Raw genomic sequence first — 14,012 nt, forward strand, 5'->3', positions numbered from 1 at the left:
CAATGGCGATATCGGATCCAGGGGTGGACGGGACTCGCTGCTACGCTGGTCCTATCTGACTGATAGGTGAATGGCATGAGTGACCTGCTGGAACGGCTCCGGGGACGCGGCTGGCGACTGACCGCGCAGCGACGCGTCGTCGCCGAGGTCCTCGACGGGGACCACGTGCACTACACGGCGGACGAAGTGCACGCCAAGGCGGCCGGCCTCCTGCCGGAGATCTCGCGCGCGACGGTGTACAACACCCTCGGGGAGCTGGTCTCCCTGGGCGAGATCCTGGAGGTGAGCACGGACGGGCGCGCCAAGCGCTACGACCCGAACGCCCACCACGCGCACCAGCACCTGGTGTGCTCCCAGTGCGGCACGATCCGGGACGTCCACCCGTCCGGCGACCTCCTCGCGGAGCTCCCCGCGGAGGAGCGCTTCGGCTTCCAGGTCGCCGCGGTCGAGGTCACCTACCGGGGCATCTGCCCGAACTGCGCGGCGAGCTGAACGACGAAGGCCCGGATCCTGAGGATCCGGGCCTTCGTCTTCAAGTAGCGGGGACAGGATTTGAACCTGCGACCTCTGGGTTATGAGCCCAGCGAGCTACCGAGCTGCTCCACCCCGCGTCGGTAAAACCAACTCTAACCCGCCGGTCACCCCAGAAGCAAACGGCCCCATGGGGGCCGGGCGACCCACGGACCCTCGGGCCCTGGCAGGCCGGGGTCCGGGGCGGAGCCCCGAGGTGGGGGCTCGGGCACGGCTCCTCGCTCCGAGCCCGGCGGTACCCCGGAGCGGGGGCCGGGGGTGCAGCCCCCGGTTTCGGGAAGGGGTGGGGTGGGGAACAGGCTCGCCGCAGGCGACAACGGCAACCCCGTCGAGCGGCCCAGGCCCACGGGCCGACGGCTACGCCGTGAGTTCCTGCTGGAGCGCGTCCCGCAACCGCGCCGCCCGCTCCGAGACCTCGGCAGGCCCCAGCCGGACGGCGCAATCGCACCAGTGCCGCCCCTCGGTCAGATCCCCCCGCCGAGCCGCCAGCAGGGCGAGCCGCAGCGCGGCACGCCCGTGCCCGGACTCCGCGGCCCGCGCCCACCAGAGCGCGGCTTCCGGTTCACTGCCCTCGCGGGCCAGCAGCAGCCCGAGGTTGAAGGCACCGTTGCGGCTGCCCGCCTCCGCCGCCTCGCGGTACCAGTGCGCGGCCTCGACCACGTCGCCGCGCTCGGCGACGAGCATGCCGAGCCGCACCTGGGCACGCCGGTGCCCCTGCCGGGCGGCGAGCCCGTACCACTCCTCGCACTCCTCGCGCGCCTCGTCGTCGCGGTCGAGCAGCGCGCCCAGCCGGAACGCGGCCTCCGCGTTGCCGCCCCGCACGGCGACCCGCAGATGGCGCTCCGCGGCCTCCTCGTCGCCGTCCCGCAGCAGGGCCATGGCGACCTGGAGGGCGGCGTCGGTGTGCCCGGCGGTGGCCGCCCGCTCGTACCACTGGAAGGCCATGCGCTCCTCGTCGCGCCCGGCGTAGAGGATGCCCAGGTTGAACGCGGCGTCGACGCTGCCCGCCTCGGCGGCCTTGGAGAACCAGGGCTCCGCGCCCGCCGCGTCGCCGCCCTGGAGCAGCAGCACGGCCAGCGCGTTGGCGGCCTCGCGGTGCCCCGCGTAGGCGGCGCGGCGGTACCACTGCTCCGCCTGCGCCGTGCGGCCCTGCTCGGCGCAGAGCAGCCCGAGGTTGTACGCGCCGTTCACGTCCCCGTGGTCGAGCGCCTGCCGGTACCAGCGCTCCGCCTCGCCGGACTCGCCGCGGTCGGCGTGCAGGGCGCCCAGGGCGTTGGCGGCGTTGCCGTCGCCGTCCTGGGCGGCGCGGCGCCACCAGACGGCGGCGCTCTCGGAGTCACCGGCGTCGCGCAGCAGGAAGCCGAGCGCGCAGGCGGCGCGCGACTCGCCGTCCTTGGCGGACGTCAGGTACCAGCGCGCGGCCTCCTGGGTCTCGCCGCGGCCCTCCAGCAGCGTGCCGAGGTGCAGGGCGGCCCGGCGGTGGCCCCGGGCCGCGGCCTGCCGGTACCACTGTTCCGCCTCGCGGGCCGCGCCGCCGTCGCGGCCGTCCGCGGCGGCGGCCCGCAGCTCGCGGACCGAGGTCTCCACGCCGCCGGGGCCGAGACCGGCGCCGGGCCCGCCGGGGCGGGTGCGCGGCGCCCGGCCGCCCAGGATGCGCGCCAGGCGGTACGCGGCCTCCCGGTGCCCCCGCTCGGCGGCGGCCCGGAACCAGCGTTCGGCGCCGACGTCGCTGCGGTGCTCCAGCAGGTCGGCGAGGGCGTAGGCGCCCAGCGCGTGACCGGATTCGGCCGACTGCCGCAGCCAGTACTCGGCGGCGGGCTCGTCGCCCCGTTCGCGGTGGTAGCGGCCGAGGGCGTGCGCGGCGGCGGCGGAGCCGGCGACGGCGGCGATCCGCCACCAGCCCGCGGCCTCGTCGCCGTAGCCGCGCTGGTGCAGCAGTACGCCGAGGTTGTTGGCCGCGGAGCGGTCCCCGTCGGCGGTGGCGGCCCGCAGGTGGCGCTCGGCGCCGTCGAGGTCGCCGCGGCGCAGCAGCAGCGCGCCGAGCATGCTCAGGGCGGCGGGGTCCCCCGACTCCGCGGCCCGGCGGCGGGCGGTCTCCAATTCGAGGTCGGCGGGGTCGCCGGCGTCGGCGGTCGCCGCCGCCACCGGCTCATACGCCGTCAGATCCTGTTCGCTCCCGTCACCGGGAGCCTCTACAAGCCGACGTGTCTCCCACAGCCTCGTCCTGTCCCCCATAAGCCCCATCGTCGCACCACCCGCAACCCGCGTACACCTGGTATGCCGCAGCCAGTGAGGTCACTTCAGCGTTTTGTCGACTTCCCGACTTCCCGACACGACGGGGCTCCAAACTCTCCACAGAAGCCCCGCACACAACCCGCACACGCCGCGTCCTCCCGGACACCTCGCGGTCGACCGACCGTCCGGGTCCGGGTGCACGACAAGGCCCGGAGTCCGAGGACTCCGGGCCTTGTCTTTAAGTAGCGGGGACAGGATTTGAACCTGCGACCTCTGGGTTATGAGCCCAGCGAGCTACCGAGCTGCTCCACCCCGCGCCGTTGTGTGACAACCGTACCACGGCGCGGGGCCGGTCCTTCCGGACCGTCCGTCAGCTGCCCGGCCTGCCGCCCTTGTCGCCGCCGTTGCCCTCCGCCTTGAGGAAGCGCTCAGCGGCCTCCCTGAGGGCGTCCTGGGCCTTGGCGTAGGCCGCCAGGTCCTTGTTCTCCAGGGCCTTCTGGCCGGCCTCGTAGGCGTCCTTGATGTCCTTCGCGGCCTGGTCGGCCGTGGGGTTCTTGGACGGCTGCTGGGTGCCCGTGTTGCCGCCGCTCGGCGGTGGGGTGCCACCCGGGGCCTTCCCGCCGAAGACCTCGTCGAGGGCCTCGTCGAGCGTGTCCTTGAACGCGATCTTCTCGCCGTAATTGACGAGCACCTTCTTGAGCAGCGGGTAATTCGTGCCCGCGCCGCGCAGATAGACCGGTTCGACGTAGAGCAGCCCGCCGTCCAGTGGCACGGTCAGCAGATTGCCGTACTCGACCTCGGAGTCGCCCTTCTTCCAGATGTTGATGGCATTGGCGACGGCCGCGTCACTGTTGAATTTGCTCTGTGCCTGCTGCGGGCCCCAGACCGTGGTCTCGGACGGCAGTTTGAGGACTCTGATGGCGCCGTAGTCCGGGCTCTTGGCATCGGCGTCGACGGCCATGAAAGCACCGAGGTTCGGCCGGCTCTTGGGCGTGAAGGTCGTGGTCAGCGAGAAGGTCTGCTTCTGCTGGTCCGGCATCTTCATGCTCAGGTAGTACGGCGGGACCGCATTGCCCTCCTTGGTGGTCGGGTCGTCCGGCACCTGCCAGCGCTCGCTGCCCGTGTAGAACGTGCCCGGGTCGGTCACGTGATAGCGGGTCAGCAGCTCGCGCTGCACCTTGAAGAGATCCTGCGGATAGCGCAGGTGGTCCATCAGCGCCGGGCTGATCTCGCTCTTGGCCTTCACCGTGCCGGGGAACGACTTCATCCAGGTCTTGAGCACCGGGTCCTTGGTGTCCCACTGGTACAGCTTGACCGTGCCGTCATAGGCGTCCACGGTCGCCTTCACGGAATTGCGGATGTAGTTGACCTGGTTCTGCTGGGCCACCACCGCCCGCTGTCCGGTCGTCAGCGAATCCGCCGTCGAGTCCCCGAGCGTGGTGCGGGAGGCGTACGGATAGCCGTTCGTCGTGGTGTACGCGTCGACGATCCACTGGATACGGCCGTCCACCACCGCCGGATAGGCGTCGCCGTCGATGGTCAGCCACGGGGCGACCGCCTCGACGCGCTCCTTGGGCGTGCGGTTGTAGAGAATGCGCGAACCCTCGCCGATGGCGCCCGCGTAGAGCATCTTCGGCTCGCCGAACGCCACGGCGTACGCGGCGCGGTTGAGCGGGTTCGCGAGGTTCACACCGCTCTTGCCCTGATAGCTGTAGCTCTTCTCGCCCTGGTCGCTGGAGTAGTCCAGCTCCTTCTGCGGGCCGCCCACGATCGAGTACTGGGTGGTCTTCTCGCCGTAGTAGACCCGCTGCTCGTACTTTCCGAGCATGCCCTCGGTGGGCAGGTTCTTCTCGGTGAAGTCCGGCTCGCCCTCACCGGTGATGGAGGTGCCGTTCGCGGTGATGGCGCCGTAGCCGTGGGTGTACTTGAAGTGGTCGTTGATCCAGTTGCGCTCGGGAATTCCCTTGATGTTCAGCTCGCGCAGACCGATGACCGTGTCCTGCTCCTTGCCGTCCTTCTTGTAACGGTCGACATCGAGCGTGGACGGGAACTGGTAGTAGCCACGGACCTGCTGTTGCTGCTGGAACGTGGGCGAGACGATATTCGGGTCCAGCAGGCGCAGGCTGGCCGTCGTGTTCACGTCGGCGCGCAGCTTGTCCTTGTCCTTCGGATCGCCCTTGCCCGCGTAGTCCTTCACGGAGGTGCCGTCGATCCCGTAGGCCTCGCGCGTCGCCGTGATGTTCTTCTTGATGTACGGCGCTTCCTTGGCCTGCTCATTGGGCTGGACCTGGAACTTCTGCACGATCGCCGGGTAGAGCCCGCCGATCAGCACCGCCGAGAGCACCATCAGGCCGAACCCGATCACCGGCAGCTGCCAGGTGCGGCGCCACAGCGTCGCGAAGAACAGCACGGCGCAGATCAGCGCGATGATGAAGAGGATCGTCTTGGCCGGCAGATACGCGTTGGCGTCCACGTACCGCAGCCCGGTCCAGCCGTCGGTCGACTTCAGCCCGCTGGACTTCACGGCCAGGCCGTAGCGGTCCAGCCAGTAGGCGATGGCCTTCAGGCCCACGAAGAGGCCCAGCAGCACGGACAGGTGCCCGGTGGCCGCGGCGGTGGCCCGGTGGCCCGGACTGGTGAGCCGCAGTCCGCCGTAGAGGTAGTGCACCAGGGCGGCGGCGATCAGCGAGAGCACGACGGCGGCGAAGCCGAAGCTCAGCAGGAACCGGTACCAGGGCAGGTCGAAGGTGTAGAACGAGATGTCCTTGTGGAACTGCGGGTCCTTCTGCCCGAAGGACACCCCGTTGACCCACTGGAGCCACGTACGCCACTGCCCGGCCGCGGACGCCCCCGAGACGAGCCCGACGAGCGTGGAGACCGCGAGCAGCGCCCACCTCTTGTACGGCGCGACGCGCATCCGGTAGCGGTCGAGGTTCTGCTGTTCCATCGACATCGCGCTGAGCGGCGGCCGCAGCCGGTGCGCCAGCCAGATGTTGATCCCCACGGCGAGGGCCATCAGTACCCCGAAGACGGCGAAAAGGCCGACCTTCGTGCCGAGGGTGGTGGTGAAGACGGACGAGTACTTCACCGACCGGTACCAGAGCCAGTCCGTCCAGAACCCGGCGAACATCACGAATGCCATGACCAGCGCGGCCAGCACGCCCAGGGTCATCAGCAGGGTCCGGATCCGCCGGGACGGGCGGCCGACTCTGATCCGTGGCCCTGTCGGGCCTCCGCCGCGGTCCGGCATCTGGAAAGCCAAGGTGCGCACCTCGAAGTTCGCTGTCAGTGGAGCTGTCGATCAGGGCCCAGCGATCCTAGGGCCCAAGGTGGCAACTTACCGAGGCTTTACTCAGTTCCCATTTTTGGTCACTCTCAGGGCACGATATTGAGCATGTCCAGCACTTCCAGCATTCCCGACCCCGACGGCTCCTCCGGGCCCGCGCTGCCCAATACCCCCATGGCGGCCAGCCCGCTCACCCGCGCCGTGCTCGAAATCGACGAGTACGCGTCCACCCTCGGCTGGGACCAGCCCGCCCGGCTCTTCGCCCTGGTCGACACCGCCAAGCTGCGCTCCCAGGAGCCCGGCCTGGCCGCCCAGCTCGGTCTCGACGGCGACTCCCCGCAGTCCTCGCTCACCCCGATCGAGCAGGACGAGGTGCCCGCGGGCACGGCCCTGGACAAGTTCCTCGGCACCATCGCCTGGCCGGACGCGGTGGCCGGCTGCGCCCTGACCGTGGAGCGGCTGATGCTGCCGCCGTCCGCCGAGGGCACCGTGCCCAACGGGCTGAGCGAGAAGCAGCTCGCCAAGTGGGTCGCGGCGCACCCGGAGCGGCAGGAGGTGCGGATGACGGTCGCGGTCCTGCGCGACGGCGCGCGCGAGTCCGCCGTGCGACTGCGCGAGAAGGACTCCCCCACCGAGGTCCTCACGGGCGCCGACCTCGTCCCCAACCTCGCCGAGGCCCTGGCGGCGACGTTCGAGGACTGATCCTCGGTCCTCCCCTGGTCCTTCCCTGATCCTTCCCCGATCCTCAAGGGCCGGGCGTGCTGGATTCCCCAGCCCGCCCTGCCCTTGAGGACACCGCGTGCCCCGGCCGCTTCCCGGCTATTTCACGGTGCACTGCGGCAGCGCCGCCGTGTCACCCTTACGAATCTTCTCCAGCGCCGACAGCGCGTCGCCTATCGAGTCCACCTTCACCAAGGTCAGCCCCGAGGGCCGGTCCTTCGCCGCGGAGGCGCAGTTGTCCTTGGGGGTCAGGAAGTACTGGGCCCCCTTCGACCGGGCGCCCACCGTCTTCATCTCGACGCCGCCGATCGGCCCGACCTTGCCGTTGTCGTCGATCGTGCCCGTACCGGCGACGAACTTGCCCCCGGTCAGATCGTCCGGCGTGAGCTTGTCGACTATCCCGAGGGCGAACATCAGCCCGGCGCTGGGGCCGCCGACGTCCGCCAGCTTGATGTTGATCGAGAACGGGAAGGTGTGGTCGGTCCCCGCCTGGATGCCGACGACGGCCCGCTTGTCGTCGGTGGCCTTGGTGGTGGTGAGGGTGACGGTCTCCGTCCCCTTGGGCTCCCGTTTCTCCTTCTCCGCGGCCGCCGCCTCCTTGGCCGGGACGATCTCGAAGGAGACCTGCTCGCCCGGCTTGTGCTTGGTGACCAGCTTGGCGACGTCGCCGGGCTGCTTGATCTCCGTGCCGTCGACGGCCTTGATCACGTCGCCCGCGTGCAGCCGTCCCTCCGCGGGGCTGCCCTTGACGACGGACGACACGACGACGCGGGTGCCCACGGGGATCTTCAGCTCCTTGAGCGCCGCGACCTTGGCGCTCTCCTGGGACTGGCTGAACTCCTCGGCGGTCTCCTGGTTGAGCTGGTCGGGGCTCTTGTCGTCCGGGTAGAGCGTGCTGTGCGGGACCACCAGGCTGTCGTGCCCGAGCCAGCCGACGACCGCCTCGACCAGGTTCATCCGGTACTGCGAGCCGGTGACCCGGACCGTCGTCATATTGAGGTTGCCGGTGGTCGGATAGGTCTTGTGCCCGGCGATCTGCAGCACCGGCTCACCGCCGTGCTCACCAAGGGTGTTGACCGTGGGCCCCGGCGACATCTCGGAGTACGGCACGGGGATCAGCACGCCCGCGCAGAGCAGCGCGATCAGCATCAGGAGGGACGCGAGCATCGTCGCGGTGCGGCGGGGCATGGAACGACAGTACGGGACGGGTCCGACAGTCCACCTTCGGGGCGGTCCGTCCGGGGAAGCAGAGAGGGGCGCGTACCTTCACGGCCGGGCGCCCGTGGTCGATCGGGCGCGACTTCGCACGGCGCTAGGAGACCCCGCTGCCGGTGTCCGAGCGCTCCATCGCCTCCCGGAAGCGCGCGTACCCGGCGAGTTCGGCGACGTCCCCCGACTTGCGGTTGCGGGACGCCCAGGCTGCCCAACTGCCCCACAGGACGGCGACAACGGCCGCGAGGACAGGAATCAGCAACCACACGAGCGCTGCCATGCCACCCTCCCGGCCCCATGCACCACCATGACTGACTGATGAGCAGATTAATCTTCCGTTGCCTCAACGCTTACGTCAGGGGCTCGGTTACGCAACTGGGGCCAGTCCGTCAGGGGTGGCGGATGTGACGGAAGAAAAACGAGTGACGCACTACGGGGCGGCGCACCGACACCCGGGAGCGCACCCCAGCGCCCAAGGGCATGAAACGGCGCCCGAGCAGGCGCCTACGCCCCCGGCTTTCCTGCTCGACGGCGCTACGCGCCGACCCTCCCCCAGCTACCGCTGGGAGGTACCCCCAGTTTTCCTGCTCGACGCTGCTACGCGCCCACCCACTCTTCTGTCCCGTCCGAGAACCGCTGGTGCTTCCAGATCGGCACCTCGCGCTTGAGGTCGTCGATCAGCCGTCGGCAGGCCTCGAACGCCTCCGCCCGGTGCGGGCAGGACACGGCGACCACGACCGCCAGGTCACCGACGGAGAGCTCGCCCACGCGATGGACGGCCGCCAGCGCGCGCACGGGGAAGTCCGCCACGACCTTCGCGGCGATCCGCCGCATCTCCGCCTCCGCCGAGGGATGCGCGGAATAACCGAGCCCGGCGACGTCCGCGCCACCGTCGTGGTCCCGCACGGTGCCCACGAACAGCGCGGTCCCGCCCGCGGCATCGTCACCCGCAGCGGCGAAGACCTCGTCCACGGACAGCGGGGTGTCACGGATCGCCAGCAGACGGATCGGATCCGGGGCGGCGAGCTCGCCGGGGTGCTCGTACATGGGGGGCATGCGGCCCATCGTGCCGCATCCGGCCGCGCGCCGGAGCGGGGGCGTGACCAACCGCACGAACGCCCGTACGGACGCTCCTACGGCCGTACGCGCGCCTCCGGGTCCGCATGAGCCTCCCGGGCGCGCAGACGGTCCGTACAGGCCGCTACAGCCTGCGGCGGGCCTTGCGGGCGCGGCGGACCAGGGCGGCGGTGCCGAGCAGTGCCACGGTCGCCCCCGCGGCGCCCGCGGCGGTGGCGTCCTTGCGCCCGAGCCTGCGGCCCGCGACGGTGTGGCGCCCCGCGACTTCCTCCAGCAGCTCCGCGAGGACCTCCTCGTTGGTCCACAGGGGCCGCCAGCCCGCGTCGTGCAGCCGGCTGCCGCTGACGACCCACGGGTGCATCGTGTACTCCAGGTCGCCCGCGGGCGACGGGGTCAGACCGAGGCGGTGCAGCCGGGAGGCCGCGCCCAGTGCGACCGCCGAGGGCAGCTCCATGCGCCGGATACCGCTGAGCTCCTCGACCTCCTCCTGCTCCAGCCAGCCGTCGCAGCCCACCGCCAGCTCGCCCTCCGCTTTCTCCAGGGCGGCGAACTCCAGCGCGCTCACGAGGTCCTCGACGTGGCAGAACTGCCACGTCGGCCGGGACCCGGCGACCACCAGGAGGCGGGGCGACTCGAAGTAGCGCGTCAGGGCCGTGTCGGTGCCGCCGACCAGGACGGCGGGCCGCAGCACCGTGACGTTCAGCCCGGGATGCGCGCGCGGCGCACGCCGGGCGAGCCGCTCTATCTCCAGCAGGTCGCCCACACAGGTCGCCTCCGCTGTCGCGCGCAGTTCCGCGTCCTCGGCGAGCGGGACGTCGTTGTCCGGCAGCGCGCCGTAGACCATCGCGGAGGTGCACAGCACCACGCGGTGCACCCCGGCCGCCGCGGCGGCCGTCAGCACGGTCTGGGTGCCGCGCACGTTGTAGGCGGTGCGGGCGGCCGGGTCGCTCTCCAGGTCGAGGTCGAGCGCGAGGTGCACGACGACATCGGCGCCCCGCAGCTTGTCGGCGATCACCGGGTCCCGTACGTCCAGGACGTGCCACTGCGCCTCGGTCACGTCGCCGCGGCGCTCGTCGATGGCGACGACCTGCTTGACCTCCTCGGAGGCCGCGAGGCGCCGCGTGAGCAGCGCGCCGACCCCGCGTGCGGCGCCGGTGACCGCGACGACTGGCCGCCTGCGGGCATGCGGGCTCGTACTGTCACGCGCGGAACCGTTTCGCGCTGCGCGAACTTCTCGGTCAGGGGAACTCACCGGGCATCTCCAGCGGTTGTCTTCAGTACGTACGGGTCATGACACGTACGTACCAGGTGACGTCCATCCTGCCGCAGGCCCAGGGTCGGCGAAGCACCAAGCCCGGATACGGGGCGGGGTGTCTACGCTGGGTGGTGTTGTCGGGCATTCGCCGCCGGTCCCGCGCCGGTGGCCCTACGAGCCGAGGAAACCCGTGAGTGACACCCCATTCGGATTCGGTCTGCCGCCGGAGGAGCCGGAGAACGGCGGCGACGGCAAGAAGAAGGGCGATGGCCAGGGCGGCCAGGGGCCCGCGAATCCGTTCGGGTTCGGCGGCCCCGCAGGCGCGGGGGACAACCCCTTCGCCGCGATGTTCGGTTCCCTGAACCCGAACGACCTGGGCGCGGCCTTCCAGCAGCTCGGGCAGATGCTCTCCTACGAGGGCGGCCCGGTGAACTGGGACATGGCCAAGGACATCGCCCGCCAGACCGTCGCCCAGGGCACGGCCGACGGCACGAAGGACGCCAGCGTGACGTCCGGCGAGCGCGCCGCGGTCGAGGAGGCCGTGCGCCTGGCCGACCTGTGGCTGGACGGCGTGACGTCGCTGCCGTCCGGCTCGGGCACGGCGGTCGCCTGGAGCCGCGCGGAGTGGGTCGAGGCGACCCTGCCCGTGTGGAAGGACCTGGTCGACCCGGTCGCCGAGCGTGTCGGCGCGGCCATGGGCGATGTGCTGCCCGAGGAGATGCAGGCCATGGCGGGCCCGCTGCTCGGCATGATGCGGTCCATGGGCGGCGCCATGTTCGGCACGCAGATCGGCCAGGCCGTGGGCGTGCTGGCGGGCGAGGTCGTCGGTTCCACCGACATCGGCCTGCCGCTCGGCCCCGCGGGCAAGGCCGCGCTGCTGCCGCTGAACGTCGCGGCCCTCGGCGCCGGCCTCGGCGTGCCGCAGGACGAGGTCCGGCTGTACCTGGCCCTGCGCGAGGCCGCGCACCAGCGGCTCTTCGCCCACGTGCCGTGGCTGCGCTCGCACCTCTTCGGCGCCGTCGAGGGCTACGCCCGGGGCATCAAGGTCGACACCTCCAAACTGGAGGACGTGGTCGGCCAGCTCGACCCCTCGCACCCCGAGCAGCTGCAGGACGCCCTCCAGCAGGGCATGTTCCAGCCGGAGGACAGCCCGGAGCAGAAGGCCGCGCTGGCCCGCCTGGAGACCGCCCTGGCCCTGGTCGAAGGCTGGGTGGACGCGGTGGTGCACGCCGCCGCGGCCCCGCACCTGCCGTCGGCCGACGCCCTGCGCGAGACGCTGCGCAGGCGGCGCGCTTCCGGCGGCCCGGCGGAGCAGACGTTCGCCACGCTGATCGGCCTGGAGCTGCGCCCGCGTCGGCTGCGCGACGCCTCCCGCCTGTGGGCGTCGCTGACGGACGCGCGCGGCCTGGAGGGCCGTGACGCCCTCTGGGAGCACCCGGACATGCTGCCGACCGCCGCCGACCTGGACGACCCGGACGGCTTCGTCCACCGTGAGCACCTGGACTTCTCCGAGCTCGACAAGATGCTGGGCGAGGCCGCGAGCGGCACGGCGAAGCCGGACCTGACGAAGGACTCCGGCGAGGACTCCGGCACCGACGGCGAGCCCGGCGGCTCCGACAGCGGCAAGGACGACGACAAGAAGTGAGCCTGCACGAGAACGCCGTCCGCGTGCTGGAGCAGTACGAGGACCAGCGGGAGCTCCGCGGGCTCTATCTGGAGCACCTCGGCCGGCACCCGGACGGGATGTGGAAGGCGTGCGACGCCGGGCACCTCACGGCGAGCGCGCTGGTGATCGATCCGGCGCGCGGCCAGGTGCTGCTCACGCTGCACCGCAAGCTGCGGATGTGGCTCCAGATGGGCGGCCACTGCGAGCCCGGCGACGGCACGCTCACCGAGGCGGCACTGCGGGAGGCCACGGAGGAGTCGGGGATCACGGGCCTGACGCTCCTCCCGGGCGGCCCGGTGCGCCTCGACCGGCACCCGATCCCGGCACCCTGCCACTGGCACCTCGACGTGCAGTACGCGGCGCTGGTCCCGGCGGGCGCGGTGGCGGCCATCAGCGACGAGTCGCTGGACCTGCGCTGGTTCCCGTACGACGAGGTGGCCGACGTGGCGGACGACTCGGTCGTCCAGTTGCTGAAGCGGACGCTGGCGCGGCTGTAGCGAACTGATGCATGGGTAAGGGGCGGCCGCCATGGCGACCGCCCCTTACCCATGGGTTCAGCGGTTGGACCAGGTGTTGCCCTGGTTCTGCCCGTGCGCGCCGTTCTGGCCGAGGCCGTACTGGGCCATGACCCCCTGGCCGATCTCCGCGCCCTGCGGCGGGAGCAACTCGCTGGGCTGGACGAGCGCGTAGCCGTGTCCCTGGAAGTTGAGCTCCCAGCCCTCGCCCGTGCTGCCGCGCCGCCGCCAGACGCCCGACGAGGAGGTGGGTGCCTGCATCTGGACGACCAGCGAGGTCGACCAGGCGACGACGGCGTCCGCGTCGGCGTTGACGTACTTGTCGGGGGTGACCTGGAGCATCAGCGGCAGGCCGGAGGTCATCAGGGCGACCTTGCCCTGGCCGCTGATGACGAGGTTGTACGCGCCGGTGCCGGAGATGCCGAACTGGCTGTCCACGGCGATGGTCTCCCAGTGCAGCGCGGAGTCCAGTGCGAGGACGTAGGCGCTGTCCACGGTGAGGCCGTTGTGGTCCACGTCGACCACGTGGACGTGCTGGGCAAGGTTCGCGAAGTAGACGGTGCCTTGTCCCGAGCAGCGCATCAGGTCCAGGCCCTCGCCGGTGTGGGTCCGGGAGTCGCGCTGTCCGCTGGTCCGGTACTCCCCGTCGAACTCCACCATCCCCTGGTAGGCGACCATGGAGCCCTTGCGGGCGAGGACGTCGTCGTGCCCCGTGAGGGAGACCCGCAGCAGCTGCGGGTTCTGCAGGGCGTAGCGGTCCTGCGTCTGTGCCTCGGTGTGGGCGAAAAGCGGGCTCTGCATGCTGTTCTCGTTCCCCCTCAGCCCCGCGCCCGGAGCCGGTCGGTGCTGTCCTCGCTGGGCTGGACGACCACGAATCCCTGGCCGGAGAAGCCCAGTTGGTACGCCTCGCCGCTGCCCCGGCCGATCAGGGAGGACGCCTTGAAGCTGCTCCTGCCCTTCATCCTGAGACCGGTGGACCAGGCGACGAGCGCGTCGGGGTCCACGTAGGTCTCGTCGTCGCCGCGGCCGCAGTCGACGACGACGGGGGTGCCGCGGGAGGTCAGGGCGACCCAGCCGGTGCCGGAGACGGCCACGTTGAACAGGCCCTGGCCCGCGAACTTCGCCATGCCCTTCACCCGCTGCACGCCCCACTGCAGGTGGGCGTCGAAGGCGAGGACGTTGGTGCCGTTGACGGAGAGCGAGTCCCCGTCGAGCTGGAGGCAGACGATGTCCGCGCCGTAGTCGGCGAGGTAGAGCAGGCCGTCGCCGTGGCACTTCATCAGCGGCGCGCCTTCGCCGGTGAACCACTGGGAGGCCATCTGCCGCAGGGCGGGGGGATTCGCCTCGTACTGGACGCAGCCCTCGTACGCGATCATCGACCCCGTGCGGGCGAAAAGGTCGTTGCCGGTCTGCATGGCGACCTTGAGCATGCTGCTGCCGTGGGTCTCCATGCGGGCGGTGACCGGGGTCGGGGCGTAGCCCGAGATCGGTGTCTGGTTCATGGTCATTCCGGGC

At 71.2% G+C, this 14,012-nt stretch carries 12 protein-coding genes and 2 tRNA genes; 4 read left to right on the top strand and 10 right to left on the bottom strand.

The window, feature by feature from the left end; all coding sequences use genetic code 11:
• Positions 1 to 75: 75 nt before the first annotated feature.
• Positions 76 to 492: a Fur family transcriptional regulator gene (locus ACWD4A_RS10780; RefSeq protein ID WP_451192110.1), complete on the top strand. Its 417-nt coding sequence runs from the start codon at positions 76 to 78 to the stop codon at positions 490 to 492.
• 45 nt (positions 493 to 537) lie between these two features.
• Here ACWD4A_RS10780 and ACWD4A_RS10785 read toward each other — a convergent pair.
• The 4 genes from ACWD4A_RS10785 to ACWD4A_RS10800 form a co-directional block, all read right to left on the bottom strand.
• Positions 538 to 611 (bottom strand) — tRNA-Met (locus tag ACWD4A_RS10785).
• A gap of 277 nt (positions 612 to 888) precedes the next feature.
• The gene (locus ACWD4A_RS10790; RefSeq protein WP_451192112.1) at positions 889 to 2,775 is read right to left on the bottom strand and encodes a tetratricopeptide repeat protein; all 1,887 of its coding nucleotides are present in this window, start codon (positions 2,773 to 2,775) and stop codon (positions 889 to 891) included.
• Between the two features lie 234 nt (positions 2,776 to 3,009).
• Positions 3,010 to 3,083: transfer RNA gene (locus tag ACWD4A_RS10795), tRNA-Met, on the bottom strand.
• A 53-nt stretch (positions 3,084 to 3,136) separates the two neighbouring features.
• Positions 3,137 to 6,016, bottom strand: a complete 2,880-nt coding sequence (locus tag ACWD4A_RS10800) for a UPF0182 family membrane protein (RefSeq protein ID WP_451192200.1) — start codon at positions 6,014 to 6,016, stop codon at positions 3,137 to 3,139.
• Positions 6,017 to 6,160: 144 nt separating this feature from the next.
• Between ACWD4A_RS10800 and ACWD4A_RS10805 the strand changes: the two genes are divergently transcribed.
• Complete coding sequence (locus ACWD4A_RS10805; protein WP_451192114.1) at positions 6,161 to 6,754, top strand: PPA1309 family protein; 594 nt, start codon at positions 6,161 to 6,163, stop codon at positions 6,752 to 6,754.
• A gap of 117 nt (positions 6,755 to 6,871) precedes the next feature.
• Here ACWD4A_RS10805 and ACWD4A_RS10810 read toward each other — a convergent pair whose 3' ends face one another.
• From ACWD4A_RS10810 to ACWD4A_RS10825, 4 genes are all read right to left on the bottom strand, one after another.
• The gene (locus tag ACWD4A_RS10810) at positions 6,872 to 7,960 is read right to left on the bottom strand and encodes a YlbL family protein (protein ID WP_451192116.1); all 1,089 of its coding nucleotides are present in this window, start codon (positions 7,958 to 7,960) and stop codon (positions 6,872 to 6,874) included.
• Between the two features lie 124 nt (positions 7,961 to 8,084).
• Positions 8,085 to 8,264, bottom strand: a complete 180-nt coding sequence (locus ACWD4A_RS10815; protein ID WP_451192118.1) for a hypothetical protein — start codon at positions 8,262 to 8,264, stop codon at positions 8,085 to 8,087.
• A gap of 317 nt (positions 8,265 to 8,581) precedes the next feature.
• A complete protein-coding gene (locus ACWD4A_RS10820) occupies positions 8,582 to 9,040 on the bottom strand; it encodes a molybdenum cofactor biosynthesis protein MoaE (RefSeq protein WP_451192121.1) in 459 nt (152 codons plus the stop codon).
• Between the two features lie 145 nt (positions 9,041 to 9,185).
• Positions 9,186 to 10,313, bottom strand: coding sequence for an SDR family oxidoreductase (locus ACWD4A_RS10825; protein ID WP_451192123.1), 1,128 nt, complete (start codon positions 10,311 to 10,313; stop codon positions 9,186 to 9,188).
• Between the two features lie 193 nt (positions 10,314 to 10,506).
• Here ACWD4A_RS10825 and ACWD4A_RS10830 point away from each other — a divergent pair, with 193 nt between their 5' ends.
• Both ACWD4A_RS10830 and ACWD4A_RS10835 read left to right on the top strand, forming a co-directional pair.
• Positions 10,507 to 11,961 (top strand): zinc-dependent metalloprotease, encoded by a 1,455-nt coding sequence (locus ACWD4A_RS10830; RefSeq protein ID WP_451192124.1) that lies wholly within the window; start codon positions 10,507 to 10,509, stop codon positions 11,959 to 11,961.
• Positions 11,958 to 12,479 (top strand): NUDIX hydrolase, encoded by a 522-nt coding sequence (locus ACWD4A_RS10835; protein WP_451192125.1) that lies wholly within the window; start codon positions 11,958 to 11,960, stop codon positions 12,477 to 12,479. The genes ACWD4A_RS10830 and ACWD4A_RS10835 overlap by 4 nt, the downstream gene beginning before the upstream one ends.
• Positions 12,480 to 12,536: 57 nt before the next feature.
• On the opposite strand, the gene ACWD4A_RS10840 is transcribed toward ACWD4A_RS10835, so the two are convergent.
• Positions 12,537 to 13,298, bottom strand: a complete 762-nt coding sequence (locus tag ACWD4A_RS10840; protein WP_451192127.1) for an AIM24 family protein — start codon at positions 13,296 to 13,298, stop codon at positions 12,537 to 12,539.
• Positions 13,299 to 13,315: 17 nt separating this feature from the next.
• Positions 13,316 to 13,999 carry an AIM24 family protein gene (locus ACWD4A_RS10845; protein ID WP_451192202.1) on the bottom strand — a complete coding sequence of 228 codons (684 nt, stop codon included), beginning with the start codon at positions 13,997 to 13,999 and terminating at the stop codon, positions 13,316 to 13,318.
• Positions 14,000 to 14,012: the final 13 nt, after the last annotated feature.

The sequence above is a fragment of the Streptomyces sp. NPDC002537 genome (assembly GCF_053594975.1).

Excerpts from the sequence above, each read along its gene's own strand:
- ACWD4A_RS10780 (WP_451192110.1), top strand. The coding sequence starts at position 76 with ATGAGTGACCTGCTGGAACGGCTCCGGGGACGCGGCTGGCGACTGACC.
- ACWD4A_RS10790 (WP_451192112.1), bottom strand. The coding sequence starts at position 2,775 with ATGGGGCTTATGGGGGACAGGACGAGGCTGTGGGAGACACGTCGGCTT.
- ACWD4A_RS10800 (WP_451192200.1), bottom strand. The coding sequence starts at position 6,016 with ATGCCGGACCGCGGCGGAGGCCCGACAGGGCCACGGATCAGAGTCGGC.
- ACWD4A_RS10805 (WP_451192114.1), top strand. The coding sequence starts at position 6,161 with ATGTCCAGCACTTCCAGCATTCCCGACCCCGACGGCTCCTCCGGGCCC.
- ACWD4A_RS10810 (WP_451192116.1), bottom strand. The coding sequence starts at position 7,960 with ATGCCCCGCCGCACCGCGACGATGCTCGCGTCCCTCCTGATGCTGATC.
- ACWD4A_RS10815 (WP_451192118.1), bottom strand. The coding sequence starts at position 8,264 with ATGGCAGCGCTCGTGTGGTTGCTGATTCCTGTCCTCGCGGCCGTTGTC.
- ACWD4A_RS10820 (WP_451192121.1), bottom strand. The coding sequence starts at position 9,040 with ATGCCCCCCATGTACGAGCACCCCGGCGAGCTCGCCGCCCCGGATCCG.
- ACWD4A_RS10840 (WP_451192127.1), bottom strand. The coding sequence starts at position 13,298 with ATGCAGAGCCCGCTTTTCGCCCACACCGAGGCACAGACGCAGGACCGC.
- ACWD4A_RS10845 (WP_451192202.1), bottom strand. The coding sequence starts at position 13,999 with ATGAACCAGACACCGATCTCGGGCTACGCCCCGACCCCGGTCACCGCC.